The organism is Arthrobacter sp. 3Tela_A, from assembly GCF_049311025.1.
Lineage (GTDB): Bacteria > Actinomycetota > Actinomycetes > Actinomycetales > Micrococcaceae > Arthrobacter_B.
In genome coordinates, this window is the sequence record NZ_JAXIOM010000010.1 from 58,124 (window position 1) to 76,017 (window position 17,894).

The window sequence follows — 17,894 nt, forward strand, 5'->3', positions numbered from 1 at the left end:
CAGCTGTACTTCCCCCGCCCCCACGATACCTGCCGGTAAACGGAACATGAATATCTAGAGCACCCTATATCACCAGTGTGTTCGATGTCACAAGTGTTCCCGGACGGATCAGTTCCAGATCTGCTCGATAACCCGTCGGGCAGCACGTCCGTCATCGTATGGAGCGAATTTGCTGACGAACGCGTCGTAAGCCGGGCGCCACTCTTCCGCCTGATAGGAAAGGATCTGCTCAAAGAGCTCGGCTGCGCTGTGGGCCAGCGGCCCGGGTACATGCTCTTGGAGATCGAAATAGAATCCCCGCGTGCTGTCCCGGTACTCCTCAAGGTCGGGGACCAGGAAGAACATTGGTTTCCCCGTCACCGCATAATCGAACATGATGGACGAATAATCGGTCACCAGCAGATCCGCGGCCAGAGACAAATCAGAGATCTGCGGATAATCCGTCAGATCCGCAAGTCCATTGATCCCGGCTGCGGACCGCTGGCCTGCCACGTTGTGGTGACCGCGGAACAGGATCGTGTAGTTGGAGCCCAGGGCAGCCAGTGCGAGCCCCGCGTCCAGATAGTTAACCACTGCATGCCGGTCCCCGCGGGTACGCTCGGTATCCCGCCAGGTAGGCGCATAGAGCACTACGGTCTGTTCGTCCGGAATCTGCAGGACCTCACGAACCCTCTTCCGTTCTGCAGCCGCTGTCTCGGCTGCTAGGGCGTCGTTTCTGGGATAACCGAGCACCGGCACCTGGCCCTGGTAGCGGAACGCGCCGGCCAGCAGCTGGGCAGCGGCCGGACTCTGCGCGAGCAGCGCATCCCATTCCGAGGGTTCGCGGGCCAAAGTCCGCAGATAGGACGGTGTGAGCCGTTGGACCGGTGTATCAAAACCGATGCGTTTCAGAGGCGTTCCGTGCCAGGTCTGCAGATAGACCTGGCCGGTTTTCTTGCGGAAGAACACGGGGAAAGTGTTGTTGTTGACCAGATACTTTGACGTGCCCAGCGCCCGGTACCACTCCGCCGAATACCGGTGAAGGGGAACGGTTCCAGCCGGCACAGCCACGGACGGGTCGGCCACACTCCAATAGCGCCGCAGACCCGGTTTCAGCTCTGCGAGTGCCTCGCAAATAGCTAATCCGCTGTCTGTAGCGGACGTTCCTCCAAAAGTCTCGAAGAACACAGCATCAACGAGCGGATCTGCGCTGCTCCGGTAGTCCTCGATGAGCCGCTGCTGGTTGTATGCGCCTCTCTCGAACTCGGTGAGGGGCGATTCGATGCGCAATTGGAAGGGATCTCCGGTGCTGAGGGCTGTGGTGCGGATGCGCAGACGAGGATGAGTGCACCCGGCCGCGGCGCCTGCGAGCGCGGGTCCGGTCTCCACCATGCGGATGTCCGTCGCGCCGGATTCAGTGATCTTCAGCCGGTAGCGGCCAGCCGGCTTCAGCACCGGCTCTCTCCCCCAGCGTTTATGGCGCAGCGAGAAAGTGGCCCGCACCGTCCCGCTGTCCCCCCGTTCGATTCCCCCTGCAGGCCAGGTCCCGTCTGGACCCTCAAGCAGAACGGATTCCGGTACCAGGCTGTGGGTGCCCGGTCCTGTGAGTTGAAGGGTGATCGTGTCACCCGAAAGGGACCAGCCGGTGACCTCAATGCGGCGGTCCGTGATTCCCAGGGTGACATAGCCGAAACCAGTTACGGCAGGACGGACTTCTGCACTGATGTCCTTGAGGGTGGTACTTCCTTCTGCCGCACCCACGGGCACCAGGCCGCCCGCAGCTCCCGCTGCTTTCAGTTGATAGACCACGTCTCCGCCCTCGGCTGCGGCCGCCTCGGCGATAGGCAGGAAAAAGGCCGCGGGCTGCCCAGGTACCGGCCGCAGCTCTATGACCGGCCTGTCTGCTGCTTCCAGGACGACCCGGGACGGCGCCTCGCCGACGAATGCCAGAGCGAGATTATGGCCATCGGTTCCGGGGTGCGCGGCCAGATAGCGGTAGGAGACGGTGCACAGCCTCAGGCCCTGCACCTGGTCGAACTGGGCAATCATGCGCTGCGTGTTTATGGCGGCGCCGAGCGGCAGGCGTGAGGGAACATAATCGCCGTCCCTCTTGGTCAGCCGTTCGCTGGCAGTCCTGCCGTGGAAGGCAACTTCCACCTCCACGAACCAGGTAGTGGACTTGGCGCCCGCGGCTGTGTTGAGAGTTTCGTGGCCGATGAGCGCGGTGAAACCAGCTCCGGAGTAATCGTTCCAGCGGTCACCAGTGGTCTCGTTGACCGTGTTGCTCGGCACCCGTTCTGTTTCGACGGCGATACGATTGCCGGTTTCCGGATCCGTCAGGAAAACCTTGACGCTCGGAGCGTGCTCACCGCCCATTCCAGGTACATATGCGAAGCCGCCAATCCTTAGACCTGCTGGTTCCCATTCGAACGCCCGAAGCCGGCTCCGTACCGGGAAGTCTGCCGCGGAGAGCTTCAGGATGTCCTGCTGCACCTCCCGACCCAGGAGCTGCAGATACGAGGGGTGAGCCAGCAGCTCATCCTTGTCTGCCTGAACACGGTATCCCCGCCCACCGTCCTGAATCTCGGCGAGGACGGTGCGGAAGTCCTCAAGCCGGTCCGCAGCGGCAAGGACTGCCAGGACACGGTCGTGGACACTGAAGCGGCTAAGTGCGGACGGCGTCGTCACGAGCACCGAAGCTATCTCACCCAGGGACTTCCAGTAAGCGCTGTCCCGGCGGGGTACCTCGCGGGCGAGCAGCGCCCAGCGCGCCCCGAAGGATTCACCAATCCAGTAGCCAACGGCGTCGTCAGGTGCTGCAGCGAGTTCCGGTTCCAGGCGGCGCCGGGCGGCTTCCGACAGGTGAAGCAGGTCCTGGGCTTTTCCTTCATCCCGGGCCGGCTCGGGCACATCGACGGGAACATACCCGAACGACCTGGCCCTCAGCATCATCGTGGCCGCAATCCGCGGGCTCCCAGGAGGGAGTTCGTCCAAAGCGGACTTCAGGAAGGATCGGGTGAAGAGTTTCGGCCAGAGGGCTGTGTCGGCAAAAGCGCTGGGCAGGTTAGACAGAGAGAGGTCCATCCGCTTGGCGGCACCGAAGTGGGCCGCCTGCTTCCCTGCGGTGGTGCGTGGACGCGGATGCAGTCCCGCGACGAAGTCCACTGAGGAAGCAAGAAGCTCCGGCAGCAGGGCAGCATAGTAACTTTCCGGCACCTCTGTCCCTGGCTCAATAAGAGCCACGGCGTCGCCCGTGGCCAACCGGCACGCCTCCGAGAGAGTAGTTTCCGGGCCCATCAAATGCACCCTCAGGTCAGTTTCGGCCAGCTCGCGAACTGCCGGTGCAGAGGCGTGGGCGCCCGCGACGATGATCTCCAGTGGTTCGTAGGATTGGGCCAGCAGGCTGGGAAGGGTCCGGACAGCTGCCTGCTCTGCCGCTTTGTCCGCTGGTACGAGGATGAGACTCAGCACCGGTTTGCGGGCGCCGGCGGATTCCTGTCTGCGGCCCTTGGGACGCAGTGTGCGCCGCAGGAGCGAGGGCAGCAGGGCACCGGCCTTCCTGCGGACTGTCACAGTCCCGGCCTCTGTGCTGCCGGGCCTTCCAGAGCCTCGATGGCCGCGGTGATCCGCTCGCAGCTGTTGGAGTCCCAGTGGTGGAAGGTTCCTCGGATGCGCTCCTTGTACGGGGCATGCAGGGAATCCGGGTCGTTCCTGGTCAGGAACCCCAGGGCGTTTTCGACAGAATCGGCAACCGGCCCCAGGCCGTCGCGCTCGTAGTCGAAGTATCCCTTGCGGTAAACGTGGCCGCCGCCGAAGATTTCATCGCTGTCCGGCTGGAAGTACACGATCCTAGATCCGGCATAGGCGCCATCGAACGCTATGGAGGAGTGATCCGTGACCATTGTGTGGGCCTGAACCAGCTTTTCCTGCACGGAAATATCCTTATACGCCGCAGGCTGGACGTGGTCCGGCAGGTCCAGCAACGGAACCATTACTTCCAGTTCCGGATGCGGAAGGAAGACGATCTGTTCCCCCGTCGCCAGGCAGCGCTCACGCAGTTCCGGCGAGCGCAGCAGCGTCAGCCAGGCACTGCCGTATTCACTCTGCTCGAAAATACGCACCCGTTCGGCGTCTGACTCCGCAGCCGCGAGTTCCTTGCCCAGATACTGCCGCCACGTCGGAGCCACCAGGATGGTCCGCCGCTCCTCCACCGGCGAAGCCTTGGCCGCACGGAGCAGTGCGTCGTGCCGGGCAAAACCTGTGGGCTTCACTTCGTGGGGGGTCAGTTTGTAGTTGTTAAGGTCCCCGGCAATGGATTCGTGCTCGGCCACGGAGGCCGTGACCATCAGCCGGATGTCCTTGCCGTTGAGCCATAGGGACATGTCATCCTTGATCACGCCGTGCTGCAGGAAGACGAAGCGTGCCGTTCCGTTCCCAAACCGCCGCCGGCTCACCGGGAACTCAACGTTGCCGTTTGCATGGGAAGAGATCTTGAACGAAGCATTCAGGTAGAGCAGCACTGACTCGTCCGAGCCGTATTCGACGAGTTTAAAACCGTCTGCTGCCAGGCGGTCCCAGTCAGAGCTTCTGCGATCCAGCAGGAACCAGGCATTGATGTCCGGCCGTTCTCGCTGCAAGTGGCGGTAGAGATGCTCGGCGTTGTCATCTGCGCGCCCGATCCGGTCCATCAGGATCCATGCGTCCTTGTACTTGGTGGCAGCGGGTGCCTGCTGTGCCCGGGCAACGAGCCGACGGTCGGCCGCACGGCTCCGTAGCCTGCGCACCCGGCCCGTAATCCGGCGGCGGCGCCGGCGCACCGCGGCAACCAGCTCGGTGAGAGTTCCCGTCCCCTGCAGGGAACGGTGCACCACCAGGTTGTCCCTCAGACGGGTGGCCAGTGCAGCGGGCTTACGGCGATTCCCGGGAACCGCCGGAGCCCGAAGCTCGAACCCCGGAAGGACTGTGGGCCGGCGGCCCGGCTGCAGCGGTACTTCCCGGTCCCGGGTGATCTCGGCCGCCTCACCGTCCAGCAGGATCTGCAGCTCAGCGGACTGCGGGAGAACCAGGATGCGCTCCTTGATCAGCGTTTTTCCCAGGACACTGTGATGCCGGGTCTTGGCGGCCAGCGGAGCCAGCGCCTTGCCTGAGGCGAAGACTTTCTCCTCGGGGACCTCGTCGTGGAAAAGGTAGGAATACCGCACGGTTCCCCGCACCTCATCCTGCTCCCATTCCTGGACAACGGGGATCTTTTCATCCTGCTTCTTGTAGTAGCTGCGCAGGATGTTGTGGAAAATCCATCCCTGGCTGACGACGCTGAAGGTGTCGATAACCTCAAGGTCGATGAGGCCGAAGATCTCCTCCAGCAGGGCGTGCATGGTGGCCTGCTGCTCCGGGCTCGCCCCGGCGGTCTGGCTGTGCATGCGCTTGTCATCAATGTAGAACCAGACCAGGTCATACAGGACCATGTACTGGGCCCAGTGCGGCAGTGTGCCGAGGCGGCCCTTGATGTCCTGCAGCATGCCCAGGTACCCGTAGCGGGGCAGCTCGTCGTAGGCCCGCGGATCAGCCCAGGCGCTGGCCACCAGCGACGCGCCGCGGCGGCGGTCCCGGCGGTAGAGGTAGCGTGCGCTGGCAATGATCCCCAGAACCGGTGCCTCCACCGCAGCCAGGTAGCGGCCGATGAGGTTGGAGTCCTCGTACTTGGGGCGGATGCGGGCATCGAACTCTAGCCCGTTGGCGGCCAGCACTTCCCGGCGCAGGAACGCGGTGGGGCCGTGGAGCTGGATGTACTCCGGGTTCTCCTCCAGGCTCACCAGGGTGTTGCCGAAGCGGAACTTCTTGCCCAGCGGGTGGGTGTGGCGGAGCGTTGCGGTGCCATCTTTGAACTGCACCAGGCGGGTGGCCAGAAGCTGGGCGGAGCCGTTCACGTCTCCGGCCAGGAAGTTGGCTACTTCTTCAAAGTAGCGGGGGTGGAAGACGTCGTCCGGGTCGCAGAACGTGACCCAGGTGTTGGCTGCCAGCCGCAGCCCGGTGTTCCGCGCGGCTCCGGGGCCGGCGTTTTCCTGCTGCACCAGGCGCAGCCCGGGATGGTGTGCCGCAGCCCAGCGCCGGACGATGGCGGCTGAGTCGTCGGTTGAACCGTCGTCGACCACCACTATGTCCAGGTGCTGCAGGGGGTAGGTCTGAGTTCGCAGCGATTCAAGGAACGCAGGCACGTACTCGCCCACGTTGTAGAGGGCTACTACCAGGGAAAACTGTCCGCTAGCCACAGGTCGGGCCTTTCGATTGGTATGGGTCCGGCGCGGCGTCTGCCGTTGCCTCGAGGAGCGCCCGTGCTGCGGCTGCAGCTGCGCTCCCGGTGTCCTGCGGCGCAAAGCGCCCGGCAAACTCCCGGATCTCGCCTCGCAGCGAGTCAGGATTCCGGCGGATGGCGCGGACCAGCTCCGCCGTTCCCGAGACCGCAGCACCCGGCAGGTCAGCCGCGAAGTCCAGATAGAACCCGCGCGAGGCCGCATACTCTGCCAGGTCAGGAACGAGGAAATGAATCGGCTTGCCGAGCACCGAGTAGTCGAACATAGCCGAGGAGTAGTCGGTGACCAGCGCATCCGAAGCCAGGTACAGGTCGTTGACTTCCGGGTAATCGGTGACGTCCTGGACCCGTGCGGAAGCGTTAATTCGGCGCTGGGCGGCTACGTTATGGTGTCCGCGGACCAGCAATGTCCAGTCCGGGCCGAGCAGCCGCAGCGCCTGGTCCAGGTCCAGGTGGCCCACCCAATCCGACTGTCCGGCGTCGTTGCGCACAGCGTCGCGCCAGGTGGGAGCGTAGAGCAGGACTTTCTGCTCCGGACTGACGCCCAGCAGCGCCCGCGTCCGCTCCCTGGTATCCCCCGGAACGGCGAGCGCATCGTTGCGCGGGTACCCGGCGGTGAGGACTTTCCCGGAGTATCCGAGGGCTTTGGGCAGGACTTCCGCCGCGAAGCTGTTCTGGGCAAGCAGCAGGTCCCACCACTGGGCTTCCCTCTGCATCAGGTCCCGGTAGGACAGCGCCAGGGCACGCTGTGGGATGTCCAGCCCGATCTTCTTCAGGGGTGTTCCGTGCCAGGTCTGCAGGTAGAACTGTCCGGGTGCCTTGGCAAAGAACCACGGGAAGTTGTTGTTGTTGACCAGCCGGCGGGTCGTGGCCAGCCGTTCGTACCATTCGGTGCTGCCCTGCAGCAGCGGCACGGCGTAGTCCGGGACGGGCACTGAACGGTCGGCCACTGACCAGTACAGGGGTTCCTCGAAGCCGGATGCCGCAAGGTGATCGGAAATCGCGCGGGGGCTGTCCGTGCAGCTCTTGCCCCCGAAGCTCTCGAAGAAGATTCCCGGCTGCAGCTCCCGGGACCGGCCTGGCGCGAAGACCGACCGCCGCAGCCGGTACGAATGGAACGCACCGGCCTCGTCGTCGGCAAGGGGCGCGCCAATGCTCACGGCCATGGCCCCGGCGGGAGCGCGGAATCCGCGGATCCGGCAGCCGGGCAATAGAAGGGACGGCAAGGTTCCGGCCGCGGCTTCCGGCACTGCCACAGCCCGGTCGCCCGGACCCGGTTCTGCCCTGTCCTGCCTCCAGCGCAGGGTGTAGGCGTCCGACGGCGGTGCCGGCGCCTTCTGGCCCCAGCGTTCGGTGTGCAGTGCGAACCGCAGCCTCGTCCCGCCGCCGGGAAGGCGGGTGGACTCGGCTGGAATGCGGAAACGCGCTGTCACCAGCGCGAACGACGCGTTGGCGGGAACCTGGTCAAGATCAATGTGCAGGTTCTCTCCTGCCGCGCCGGCGCCCACCACGAACGGGATACCGGAAGGCACCGCGGACACCGCCTGCTGTGGCAGCCTGGCACTGCCTTCCAGCACATGCCCTGCCACCTTCAAACGGATCTGCAGTTCGGCTGCGTTGATACCGGTCAGGTCCGCGGTGAAGGCCGCATCTGCGTAGCTGCAGTTCCGGTCTCCGGAGATTAGGTCAAGGTGCGGGTCCTGCCGGCGTTCAACTGGCAGCGTGGTAAATCCGCGTGGGCCGTCCACGCCAACGGCAAGGTGATGCATCGTGCTGCGGCAGTCCGCGTTGCGCACGTAGGCGTGGCCGGGGGCGCGCCCGGCTACCCCGGCGTCGTCGTACTCCACGCCGTCGACTGCGCACTTCAGTTCAAGGGCATCCGGATCCACGGAGAGCAGTTCTTCCGGCACCGGCCCGCCGAGCAGCCGCAGGAACGGCGGGCGAGCGGTGACGGCTGCGCCGTCGAACACCAGGGGGCTCGCCGTGCCGTTGTTGATTCTGTCGACGACGGCAGCGGCAAGTTCCTCCCGGCGGCCTTCCGCAGCCAGGTGGAGCATGACGCGGACCTGCGGATCGGCTCGTTCCAGTCCGGCAGGTCCTGCCGGGGCCAGCCGGCGCACACCGGTGCTGAGCAGGTCCCAATACTCGTCCGTAGCATCCGGTACCTGCTCGAGGTACGGCAGCAGGTCAGCGCCGAGCAGGCGCTGGTGCCAGTGTTCCAGTACGGGTCCCGGAGCTTCCTCCGTAAACAGCTCGGTGACTGCAGATGCTACGGTCAGCCGGTCGCTTAGGTCTTCCAGCAGGTGTTTGGCCTGCGTGAGGGAGGATCCGTCTTCCCGGATGCGCCACCAGTAGAGCACCGGGGCCAGGACGTCGAAGGCCCGGGCCCGCAGGTAGGCGCGGGCCGTGGTTTCCTGGTCTTCGTACCGGATCCCTTCCGGGATGGGGCTAACACGCTCTTCCCAGAATTCCCGGCGGAACATCTTGTTCCAGAGGAAAACGTCATCAATGATCTCCGGGGCATCCGCGAGCCGAATGCCGGTGCGTTCCTGCCGGTGCAGCCTCTCGGAGAGCGCCACCGGTGTGCGTTTTGTCCCGCGGATACGTCCGTACGCGCCGGTGCAGAAATCAGAGCCGCTCCGTGTCAGGGCCTCGGTCATGGCCTCGTAGGCCTCCGCAGGCACCACGTCGTCGGCATCCGCGAAAGCAAGGAACCGCCCGCGGGCAGCCTTAACGGCGGTGTTGCGGGCACGCCCGTTGCCTCCGTGGGTGAGCTTGAGGAGCCGTATCCTGCGGTCGCGGCGTGCATAACCTGCGGCAATGGCTGCCGTCGAATCCGTGGAGCCGTCATCTACGAGGATGATTTCCAGCCGGCGGTAGGACTGGGACACCAGGGAGGTCAGGCAGCGCTCCAGGTAAGGGGCAACGTTGTACATCGGCACAATGACGCTTACCAGTCCCCGGTCCGGGACACGCGCCGGTCCGGCGGCCAGCCGCTTGAGCCGCGCTTTCAGCGCGGGATGGGCGGCTGCTGCCAGTCTGCCGGCGGCCGTTGCCTTGGTACTCAATTCCGCCAGAATCCCCGTGTGTCCACGATCCGGCGGCCGGCCAGCTGATCCGGCGTGATGTCGCGGAAGGCGTCATGGTCCACGAGCAGGGCAACGACGTCGGCTCCCGCCAGCGCTTCGTCCGTGCCGGCCAGCGAAACGTTGGGCAGCGCACTGAGTTCCCGGGGCAGCGCGGCGCCGGCGAAGGGGCTTCCCACGGTGACCTGTGCCTTGGGGTTGCGCGCTGCAATTTCCTGAACGATCTGGACGGCCGGGGACTCACGGGTGTCATCCACGTTGGCTTTGAAAGCCAGGCCGAGTGCGGCGATGGCCGGGGCTTCGAGGCCCTCTGCTGCATCCTCGATCGCGGCGACGACGTATCCGGGTTTGGAGTCGTTGACCTCGCGTGCGGTCTTGATGAGCTTCGCGTTCCGGGGGTCTGCGGCCACGATGAACCATGGGTCCACCGCGATGCAGTGTCCGCCCACACCGGGGCCGGGCTGGAGGATGTTGACCCGCGGATGGTGGTTCGCGAGCTCGATCAGGTTCCAGACGTCGATTCCGAGGTTGCCGCTGATGACTGAGAGCTCATTGGCGAAGGCGATGTTCACGTCCCGGTAGGCGTTCTCCACGAGCTTCGCCATCTCCGCGGTCGTCGCGTCGGTGAGGTGGATACCGCCCTGGCAGAAGGTGCTGTAGAGGGCAGCTGCCGCCTGGGCACCTTCGGGAGACAGTCCGCCGATAATCCGGTCATTGGTCACCAGTTCAATCATGATCCGGCCCGGGAGCACCCGTTCGGGACAGTGCGCGAAAAGGACGGCAGGCTTGCCGCCGTCAGTGTCCCCCGCCAGGTCCGGACGGTGGGACAGGATGACGTCCGCCATGTGCGCGGTGGTGCCGGGAGGGGAGGTGGACTCCAGGATGACCAGGTTTCCGGGACGCAGCCGCGGGGCGATGCTGCGGGCCGCCTGCTCGATGAAGGCGAGGTCAGCGCTTTTGTCTGCCTTGAACGGCGTCGGAACGGCAACAATGTAGGCGTCGGCCTCCGGAACCGTGGGGCTGGCCAGCAGGTGCCCCTGGCTGACTGCCCCGGCAACGTGCACGCCCAGGTCCGGCTCCACGAAGGGAACCCGGCCTTCATTGACCGCTTCCACGGTGTAGGGATTGACGTCCACGCCGATCACGTTCAGGCCCTTGCCGGCCAGGATGGCCGCCGTCGGCAGGCCGATGTAGCCCAGCCCGATGACGGCAACGGTCTTTACGTCCGTGGGGATCTCCCCCGGATTAAAGGTCTGTATGCTCACTCGGTCCCCCATAGAATTTCAGCTCTCCGCCGGCCAGCAGCTCGGCGTCGGCAATTTGCCAGGTATGTCCGGCCGCTGACCGGATTTGGTAGTAGTTGAAGCGGTCTGCTGAGTAGATCCGCAGGCCGTTCGACGCCGCGGCACGCAGGAACCCCGTGTCCTCCCCCAGGCCAACGGCTGGGAAGGGGTTCTCCAGGGCAACGCTGCGCGGCGCAGTAATCGTTGGGCCCATGACGAAGTCCGTGTAGCGGTGCTCCCGGGCACCGTAACGCAGCACTGTGGCCCCGGATGACGCCAGGTGCACGTAGTGGGCCTGCTTCCCGACTATCTCCGCCCCAGAGTAGTCCAGGGTGTAAAGCTGGTCGCTGAGGTAATGCGGACCGTAATGGTCGTCGTCATCGACTTTGGCGACTACTTCGCCGCCGGCAGCCTGGACGCACCGGTTCAGGCACTCCCCCAGCGGAACGTCGCGGCCGGCGGTGAGCACCTGGACGTTTTCCAGGCCGTAAGCAGCAGCGAGCTCCCGTAGCGTTTTCGCCTCCGCCTCAAAGCCGTGGGTGAGCAGCACCAGTTCAACGTCCACGTCCTGCTGGGCTGCCACGGTGCGGTACACACTCTCGAGCTGGTGCGGCCGGATGGTCGGTACCAGTGCGGAGACTGCGGGCCGGCGCAGCGGACGGTGATGCTGCGGCGCCGCTGCTGCCAGGACCGCCTCGGCCCGGTGGGCGTAGGTATGGTCAGCCCAGATCCGCCGCTGGGCCAGGTGCACGGTGCGGTCATTCAGCTCCGGGTTGCGGACCAGTGCCTTGGCCAGGAGCGCCGCTTCCGCCCGGTTATGGGCAACCGGCACTTCCTCCGGTGCGAAGAACTCCGTGACGGCGGCGCTGGGCGTAGTCACGACGGGCGTTCCGGCGGCGTTGATTTCGAAGATCCGCCGGGCGCACATGCTAGGCGAATCGACCACGGAATTGACGTTGAGGAAAACCTTGTAGCCCTTGTAGGCGGAGAGCATCTGCGGGTAGCTGAGGGAACCGACGACGCGCGAGTCCAGGGGTGCCGGGAACTGGTAGTTGGCATCGGCTCCCAGCTTGCGGGAGAAAATCTCCAGACCGTGCGGAAGGGATGCGGAGGCATCCAGTGCCCCGCCGAGCAGCAGATCCATCTGTTCGCGGCGTTCGGGGTATTTGTGGGCGAAGTACATTCCGGCGAACGCGATGTCCCGGGCATGCCGTCCGTAGCGCGGCCGGGCCGGGTTGTGGATCGCCGGCTGGGCGGCGAAGGGCAGGACCCCGACGTTTTGGTGCCCCAGGTCCCGCTCGTAGTGGACTATCCGGCGTTCGTCGGAGGTGAAGACGACGTCGAACAGTTTGGCCGCCGGCAGGAAGTCGTCGTAGTGCGGAGGGTCTTCCTTGTTCCAGAAGACGCTGGGAATCCCGTGTTCCCGGCTGTATGCCAGGAGCGCCGCCAGCGGCTCCGCCGGGCCGGCCGGGCCGGCGATCTTCCCGCGCCAGAGGCGCCCGTTGCCCGCCCAGGCAGATTCGACAAAGACCAGGTCGACTTTGGTTTGTTCAAGCTGGGCCTGCCAGGAGACAGGGTCCAGGGCGATAGTGTTCCATTCGCACGCGAAGGCCTGGGCTGAGAACTCATCGAGGATGACGCCGACCGTGAGGTCAGTGCGCCGGGGTGGCCGCGCCGCGGGTGCTGCCGCCGGGAAGGAAAGCCTGCGGCCGGAGCCGCGCCCGATCCACCCTGCTTCGATCCCGCGGGTGTTGGCCGGGTCGGCGAAACCCAGTTCCGCACGGCGGCGGATCCGCCATTCGCGCACCTGGGCCGGTCCTCCTGAGCGCAGGTGCCAGAGACCTGTCCGGAGGTCCGAAAGCACGGGCATCATTTGCTCCTCGCGCTGCGGCGTCCGGTGGCACGTTCAACAATCTGGGTTACCTGCAGTGACTCCATGGCCTCGGTGCGCAGCTTCGCAGCGGAGATGTTGTTTCCCTTCGAGAGCTGCTTGGTGAAGTCCTTGTATGCCTTCACCACCTCCCGTGGCTCGCCGTCCATCAGCAGGTCTCCCTTGTCCATCCAGACCACGCGGGAACACATCTTCAGGACGGTGTCCAGGCTGTGGCTGACCAGGAACACACAGCCGGCGTTGAGGCGCAGCTCGTCCATGCGTTTGCGGCTGCGGTCTGCGAACTGTGCATCGCCGGTATTAAGAGCTTCGTCGATGAGCAGGATTTCCGGATCAATACTTGCAGCGATGGCGAACCGAAGGCGCGAAGACATACCCGAGGAGTAGGAGCGCATGGGGAGGTGGATGGCTTTTTCCAGCCCGGAGAGCTCCACGATCGAGTCGAACTTCTCAGCAATCTGTTCATGGGTAAGCCCCATGGCCAGGCAGCCGAGCACCACGTTGTGGTCGCCGGGCAGCTCGGGCACCAGGGCGGCGTTGACCCCGAGCATGATCGGCGTACTGGAAGCGTAGACACCGCCGCGGTCCGGAGCTATCTGCCCGCTGATCAGCTTCATGAGGGTGCTCTTGCCGGAACCGTTCCGGCCCACGATGCCGATGGATTCACCGCGCATCGCCACGAGGGACATGGTGTTCAGGGCATTGACGGTCACCATGTTCTGCTGGCCGGCAACCCGCTGGACCAGGCCGCGCAGGCCGCCGGGCCGTCCAGCGGATTCGCTGGAGGGCACCCGGTAGCGCATGCTCACCTCATCGATGACCACACAGGGGTCCTCAGCGGAAAGGAATTCGAGATCCTTAAGAGCGTCCATAGGTCTCCTCCGCCCGCCAGAAGTACACGGCGCCGACGGCCAGTGCCCCAAAGGCCCAGGACGCAAGGATGGCCCATGACTGCCAGTCCGGAACCTGCGCGTACAGCAGGCAGTCGCGCACAATGTCCAGGACGTTGAAGAGCGGGTTCAGCTGGACGATCTGCAGCAGCACGGGCTGGTCGATAAACCGTTCATAGCTGTAGAACACCGCACTGGCGTACATAAGCGCACGCAGCGCGAAGCTGAGCAGGTGAACGACGTCGTTGACCTTGGAAATAACCCGGGCAAGGATCAGGCTCACCCCAAGGTTGAAGATCCATTGGAGTGCGACCGCCGGCAGAATCAGCAGCCAGCGCCACGTCACCTCTTCCGTGGGCGGCAGGACCATCACAATGAGCACCATGACGATCAGGACCGGGATGTTAGCGAAAAGCTCCCGCATGTTCACAGCGATGGGCAGTGTTGCCCGCGGGAAGCTGAAGGCCTGGATAACGGCACGGTTCTGCTGAATGGACCGGGCGCCGTTGGTGATTGAACGTGAGCTGAACTGGAACAGGAAGATCCCGATCACCAGGTAACCCACAAAGTTCTCAATGCCCGCTCCGGTTTGCAGCAGCAGTCCAAAGATCAGGTAGTAGGTCAGCCCGTTCAGCACCGGGTTCAGGATCAGCCAGATGCTGCCCAGCCGGTCGCGGCGGTTTCCGCTCTGCACGCGTGCGCGTGCGTCATAGGAAATGAAGTGCCGGTAGTCCCAGACTTTGATCAGGTAGTCCACAAAACCGGGGCGGGCTCCTACCCGCTGCAGCCTCCTGAAATCCACCGAAAGCGGCTGGACCGCCTGCTTGGGTTCCGCCGTCATGCTTTCCGTCCCCCGGTCAGTGATCCGTACAGTGCGTCCGAGCGCAGGGCCACTGCTGCCCAGGTACGCTCGGCCAGGACTTTGGTTCGTCCGGCGCTGCCCATCCGGGCGCGGAGGTCCGGATCCTCGATCAATGTCTTAAGCCGGTCTGCCAGGTGAGCCGGGTCTCCGGGCCTGGCCAGCACCCCGTCCCGGCCGTCCAGAACCAGTTCTGCCAGCGCGGGCAGGTCGCTGGCCGCGACTGGCCTGGCACAGGCCATCGCTTCCACCGGTTTCAGCGGAGTTACCGCACGTGTCACGTCAAGATCCTTCCGAGGCACGACGAAAATGTCGATTGCCTGATGGTGCAGGCGGGCCTGGTGCCGTGGCACCCTGCCCGTGAAAACTACCCGGTCCCCCACACCGAGTTCCGCGGCCAGTTTCTTCAGGGCCGGTGCTGCCGCGCCGTCGCCGACTATAAGACATAGGAGTTCCGGATACCCGGGGGCCAGGGCGGCGAATGCACGCAGCAGATCGTCGATCCCTTCGTAGCTGACCAGGCTACTGACCGTGCCGAGGACGGGACCGGAGACCGGCAGCCCCAGCGACCGGCGGGCGTCCTGGGCGCTCAGCGGGTCGGAAAGAAAATCATCGCCGACGGCGTTCGGCAGCAGGAGCGTCTTCTCCGCCGGGATGCCGGCGGCGGAAATCCCGTCCAGCATGGTCTGACCCAGGGTGGCTACGGCTCCGGCGGAACGCATGACGTGGACTTCACGTTCGGTGAACAGCCGGTACCGTTCGGAATTCCTCGCCTCGGGGCCTCGGGTGGAAGCCCAGGTGTCCGCCAGCTGTCCGCGGACCTCATAAACCCAGGGAATGCCGAGGGCTTCCGCCACGGCACGGACAACCAGTCCGTTCACAAAGTGGGTGGTGGTGTGCAGCACGGCCGGACGCAGGCACAGGGCAAGATTCAGCAGTTCCTCGGCCTGGAACTGCAGGCGCGCTGCCATGCCCCGGGGCAGGGCAGCCGGCAGGAGCCGGTGGTAGGTGACGCCGTCAATGACATCCCGAGCCGAAGCGGTCAGCAGGCCAACCTGCACGGGGTATCCCACCCGGGTCACGGCGTGGACCTCCCAGCCCTGCTCGGACTGGGCTTTCAGCAGGGAGTGGGACCGCTGGGCGTAACCGCTTCCGGTGTGCGGCAGGGAGTTGGTGAGCAGATGCAGCACAGTGGAGCTGCGCCCTCGGTAGCCGGGCACAGAGGCCAGTGTGGGCTCCCAGCCCTGGAACACTGACAGCTCGCTGTCCAGCCTTTCCCGGAACCGCCGCTCGGCACCCGTGCCCCCGGCCAGCATCCCAACGGCTGCGGTCATCTCTCCGCGGTGCCAGGCCAGCCGTGCTGCTGCGGCAGCGCGGCCCGGTGCAGTAGACGGCACTGACTCGAGGAAGGTCCCAGCCAGTTCCGGATAACCGGCAGCGGTGGCGACGTCAGCCAGGCGAACCGCTGTGCGTGCACGGGGTCCGGCCTCCGCGGCCTTCTGCATCCGCAGCCGGGCGGCTTCCGGATTGCCGCGGACGACATCCGACATGGCCGGCAGGAGAACGCCGGGCATTGCTGCGGCGGCGCGGGCTGCCGGGTCCACCACGGCTGACGGGAGCCGGCGTGCGGCCTGCAGCGCCAGGACAGCCGGATCCCCGCCGGCGTGTTCCAGGACAGTGGCGGCGGCCAGACGGAAATTCCGGAACAGCCTAACGGCGCTCAAACCCTGGCCCGGCCTTTCGCTGCCACCGCAGCGAGCAGTTCGGCGTAGGCCCGTCCCAGCATCTCGACGTTTGCGTTCAGTTCCACCCAGTCCCGGCCCAGGGATCCGGTGAGCAGCCGGCTCCGATCCTGTGCGAGCTCCTTCCAGAGTGCGGCGATGAGAGCCGGGTCCGAGCGCACCACGTCTCCGGCCTTTGATTCCTCGATGATTTCCCGTGCCTCGCCCAGGACTATGCCCGTGACATGGCGGCCGACCGCCAGCACTTCATAGGTTTTGGAGGGAATGGTGGTCTCAAAGGATTTCCAGTCATCCCGCAGCGAGATGACGCAGGTGTCCGCACGGCGGTAGTAGCTCATGACGGCCTGGGTTCCCTGTGCGGGTTCGTGGAACTCCACCGGTGCATCCAGTGCCTCGGCCAGCGCCCGGAGGCTGCGGCGCTGCACGCCGTGTCCCACCATGGTCAGGCGGACGCAGTCCCGGGACAGCGCTGCCGCTTTGATGATGGTCTCCAGCCGCTGGCTCTCGCCGTGGTTCCCGAGATACAGGACTTCCAGGCGGTCAGCTTTCTCTTCCGGCGGCGGAAGGAGTTCACGAGTGGAGGTATCGATCCCGTTGGTGATGGTTGCTACGTTCTGCAGGCCGCGCTCACGCAGGGTCTGGGCAAATCCGTAGGTCACGGTGACGATCAGGTCCGCGCGCTGCTGGATGGCGACGATTGCGCGCTCCACCAGGCTCTTGGCACCGCCCTGAATCAGCCGCGCGTCCCTGGCGATGTCCGGCCACGCGTCACGCATGTCTGCGACGAACGGGACACGGCGCAGTTTGGCCACCACGAAGCCCGCACCCAGGATGGGCAGGGAAGGCACCGTGGCGATGACGACGTCGGGTTTGGGCCCCATCAGGGCGGCCAGTACGCTGCCAGCTGCGGAGAAACACTGGTCAGCGAACCGTCCCATCCGTGTGGTGGGGTGCCAGAGGTACGGAGCCCGGCGGATAACTTCCCCGTAGCGTCCGCGGTCCGTGCGGAAGGCACGGCCGGCAATTTTGCGGGGAAGCGTACGGCGCCCTGCGGGTGAGTGGGCTACCGGCGCCACAACTTCCACGTCCCAGTCCAGGTCGCGGAAGGTACGGATGAGCTGGGTCCAGCGACGCTGTGGCGGGCTGTGCTCCGGCAAATATGAGTGCGTGAGCAGTTGTGCGCGCAAATTGTTCCCCCGAATCCGGGGGCGCGTTAGAGAACCCCCACGTAAAGCAGGGTCAGTCTACCTAATGTTCACTCACTTTCTGCTTTTGATTATTCGGGGGGTGCCTTTTTGCAGTTTCATGTAGTAGGCAACTCCGGCACCGGCCAGTGCCACGAAGACGGCGGTCCGGGTCAGCCAGTGGGTGCTCCAGTCTGTTCCGGACTCAGCGCTGGCACGGTCCGCAGCGGCCACAGTCTGCTCCGGACTGGGTTCCGGCGTGGGCTTTTTCGCAGCAGCGGGTGCCGCAGAGTCCGTAGGCTTGGCCTTTTCCACAGCCTCGGCCGACGGTTCCGGAGCCTCGGCGTCTTCCACTGAATCAAAGACATTGCTGACTGTGTCCGTGACGGGGTCCCACCTCAGGTCCGTGTACAAACCGGTCCGGGCATCGATCAGGTTATTGGTGCCCGGCTCGATTGCATAACCGGTGCCAGGGTGCACGGGGTAACCGGAAAACGGGTTCTGCTGACCCGCACTCTGGGACGGAACCGGAGCGGGAGCGGGATTGCCCGGGTTCGTCGCGGGCGGCGTGGTCTGAGCCGGCGGAGGGGCCGTATTTCCGGGCGGTGGTGGCGCTGGTGTTTCTTCAGGCGGAGGCGGCGGAGGGCCCGGGTCAGGTGTGGGGGTGGGC

General features: G+C 65.2%; 10 protein-coding genes. All 10 read right to left on the reverse strand.

Features of this window, described 5'->3' with window-relative positions:
• Positions 1-108: 108 nt before the first annotated feature.
• The 10 genes from TVC13_RS05365 to TVC13_RS05410 all read right to left on the reverse strand — a co-directional run bounded on the left by TVC13_RS05365 (position 109) and on the right by TVC13_RS05410 (position 17,704).
• A complete protein-coding gene (locus TVC13_RS05365) occupies positions 109-3,552 on the reverse strand; it encodes a bifunctional glycosyltransferase/CDP-glycerol:glycerophosphate glycerophosphotransferase (protein ID WP_422400191.1) in 3,444 nt (1,147 codons plus the stop codon).
• Positions 3,549-6,248: a bifunctional glycosyltransferase/CDP-glycerol:glycerophosphate glycerophosphotransferase gene (locus TVC13_RS05370; protein ID WP_422400192.1), complete on the reverse strand. Its 2,700-nt coding sequence runs from the start codon at positions 6,246-6,248 to the stop codon at positions 3,549-3,551. The genes TVC13_RS05365 and TVC13_RS05370 overlap by 4 nt, the downstream gene beginning before the upstream one ends.
• Positions 6,241-9,357 (reverse strand): bifunctional glycosyltransferase/CDP-glycerol:glycerophosphate glycerophosphotransferase, encoded by a 3,117-nt coding sequence (locus TVC13_RS05375; protein ID WP_422400193.1) that lies wholly within the window; start codon positions 9,355-9,357, stop codon positions 6,241-6,243. Before TVC13_RS05375 ends, TVC13_RS05370 begins: the two co-directional genes overlap by 8 nt.
• Positions 9,354-10,640 (reverse strand): UDP-N-acetyl-D-mannosamine dehydrogenase, encoded by a 1,287-nt coding sequence (gene wecC, locus TVC13_RS05380; protein ID WP_422400194.1) that lies wholly within the window; start codon positions 10,638-10,640, stop codon positions 9,354-9,356. Before wecC ends, TVC13_RS05375 begins: the two co-directional genes overlap by 4 nt.
• Positions 10,621-12,531, reverse strand: coding sequence for a glycosyltransferase family protein (locus tag TVC13_RS05385; protein WP_422400195.1), 1,911 nt, complete (start codon positions 12,529-12,531; stop codon positions 10,621-10,623). Before TVC13_RS05385 ends, wecC begins: the two co-directional genes overlap by 20 nt.
• Positions 12,528-13,421 carry an ABC transporter ATP-binding protein gene (locus TVC13_RS05390; RefSeq protein WP_422400196.1) on the reverse strand — a complete coding sequence of 298 codons (894 nt, stop codon included), beginning with the start codon at positions 13,419-13,421 and terminating at the stop codon, positions 12,528-12,530. The genes TVC13_RS05385 and TVC13_RS05390 overlap by 4 nt, the downstream gene beginning before the upstream one ends.
• Entirely contained in the window at positions 13,408-14,280 is an 873-nt protein-coding gene (locus TVC13_RS05395; protein ID WP_422400197.1) for an ABC transporter permease, read from the reverse strand. Before TVC13_RS05395 ends, TVC13_RS05390 begins: the two co-directional genes overlap by 14 nt.
• A complete protein-coding gene (locus tag TVC13_RS05400) occupies positions 14,277-16,022 on the reverse strand; it encodes a glycosyltransferase family 4 protein (RefSeq protein WP_422400198.1) in 1,746 nt (581 codons plus the stop codon). The genes TVC13_RS05395 and TVC13_RS05400 overlap by 4 nt, the downstream gene beginning before the upstream one ends.
• Positions 16,019-17,227, reverse strand: coding sequence for a glycosyltransferase family 4 protein (locus TVC13_RS05405; protein ID WP_422400199.1), 1,209 nt, complete (start codon positions 17,225-17,227; stop codon positions 16,019-16,021). The genes TVC13_RS05400 and TVC13_RS05405 overlap by 4 nt, the downstream gene beginning before the upstream one ends.
• 72 nt (positions 17,228-17,299) lie before the next feature.
• A complete protein-coding gene (locus tag TVC13_RS05410) occupies positions 17,300-17,704 on the reverse strand; it encodes a hypothetical protein (protein WP_422400200.1) in 405 nt (134 codons plus the stop codon).
• Positions 17,705-17,894: the final 190 nt, after the last annotated feature.

What these genes read in the sequence shown, in the direction of transcription:
- TVC13_RS05390 (WP_422400196.1), bottom strand. Translation starts at nt 13,421, where the DNA reads ATGGACGCTCTTAAGGATCTCGAATTCCTTTCCGCTGAGGACCCCTGT.
- TVC13_RS05395 (WP_422400197.1), bottom strand. Translation starts at nt 14,280, where the DNA reads ATGACGGCGGAACCCAAGCAGGCGGTCCAGCCGCTTTCGGTGGATTTC.
- TVC13_RS05385 (WP_422400195.1), bottom strand. Translation starts at nt 12,531, where the DNA reads ATGATGCCCGTGCTTTCGGACCTCCGGACAGGTCTCTGGCACCTGCGC.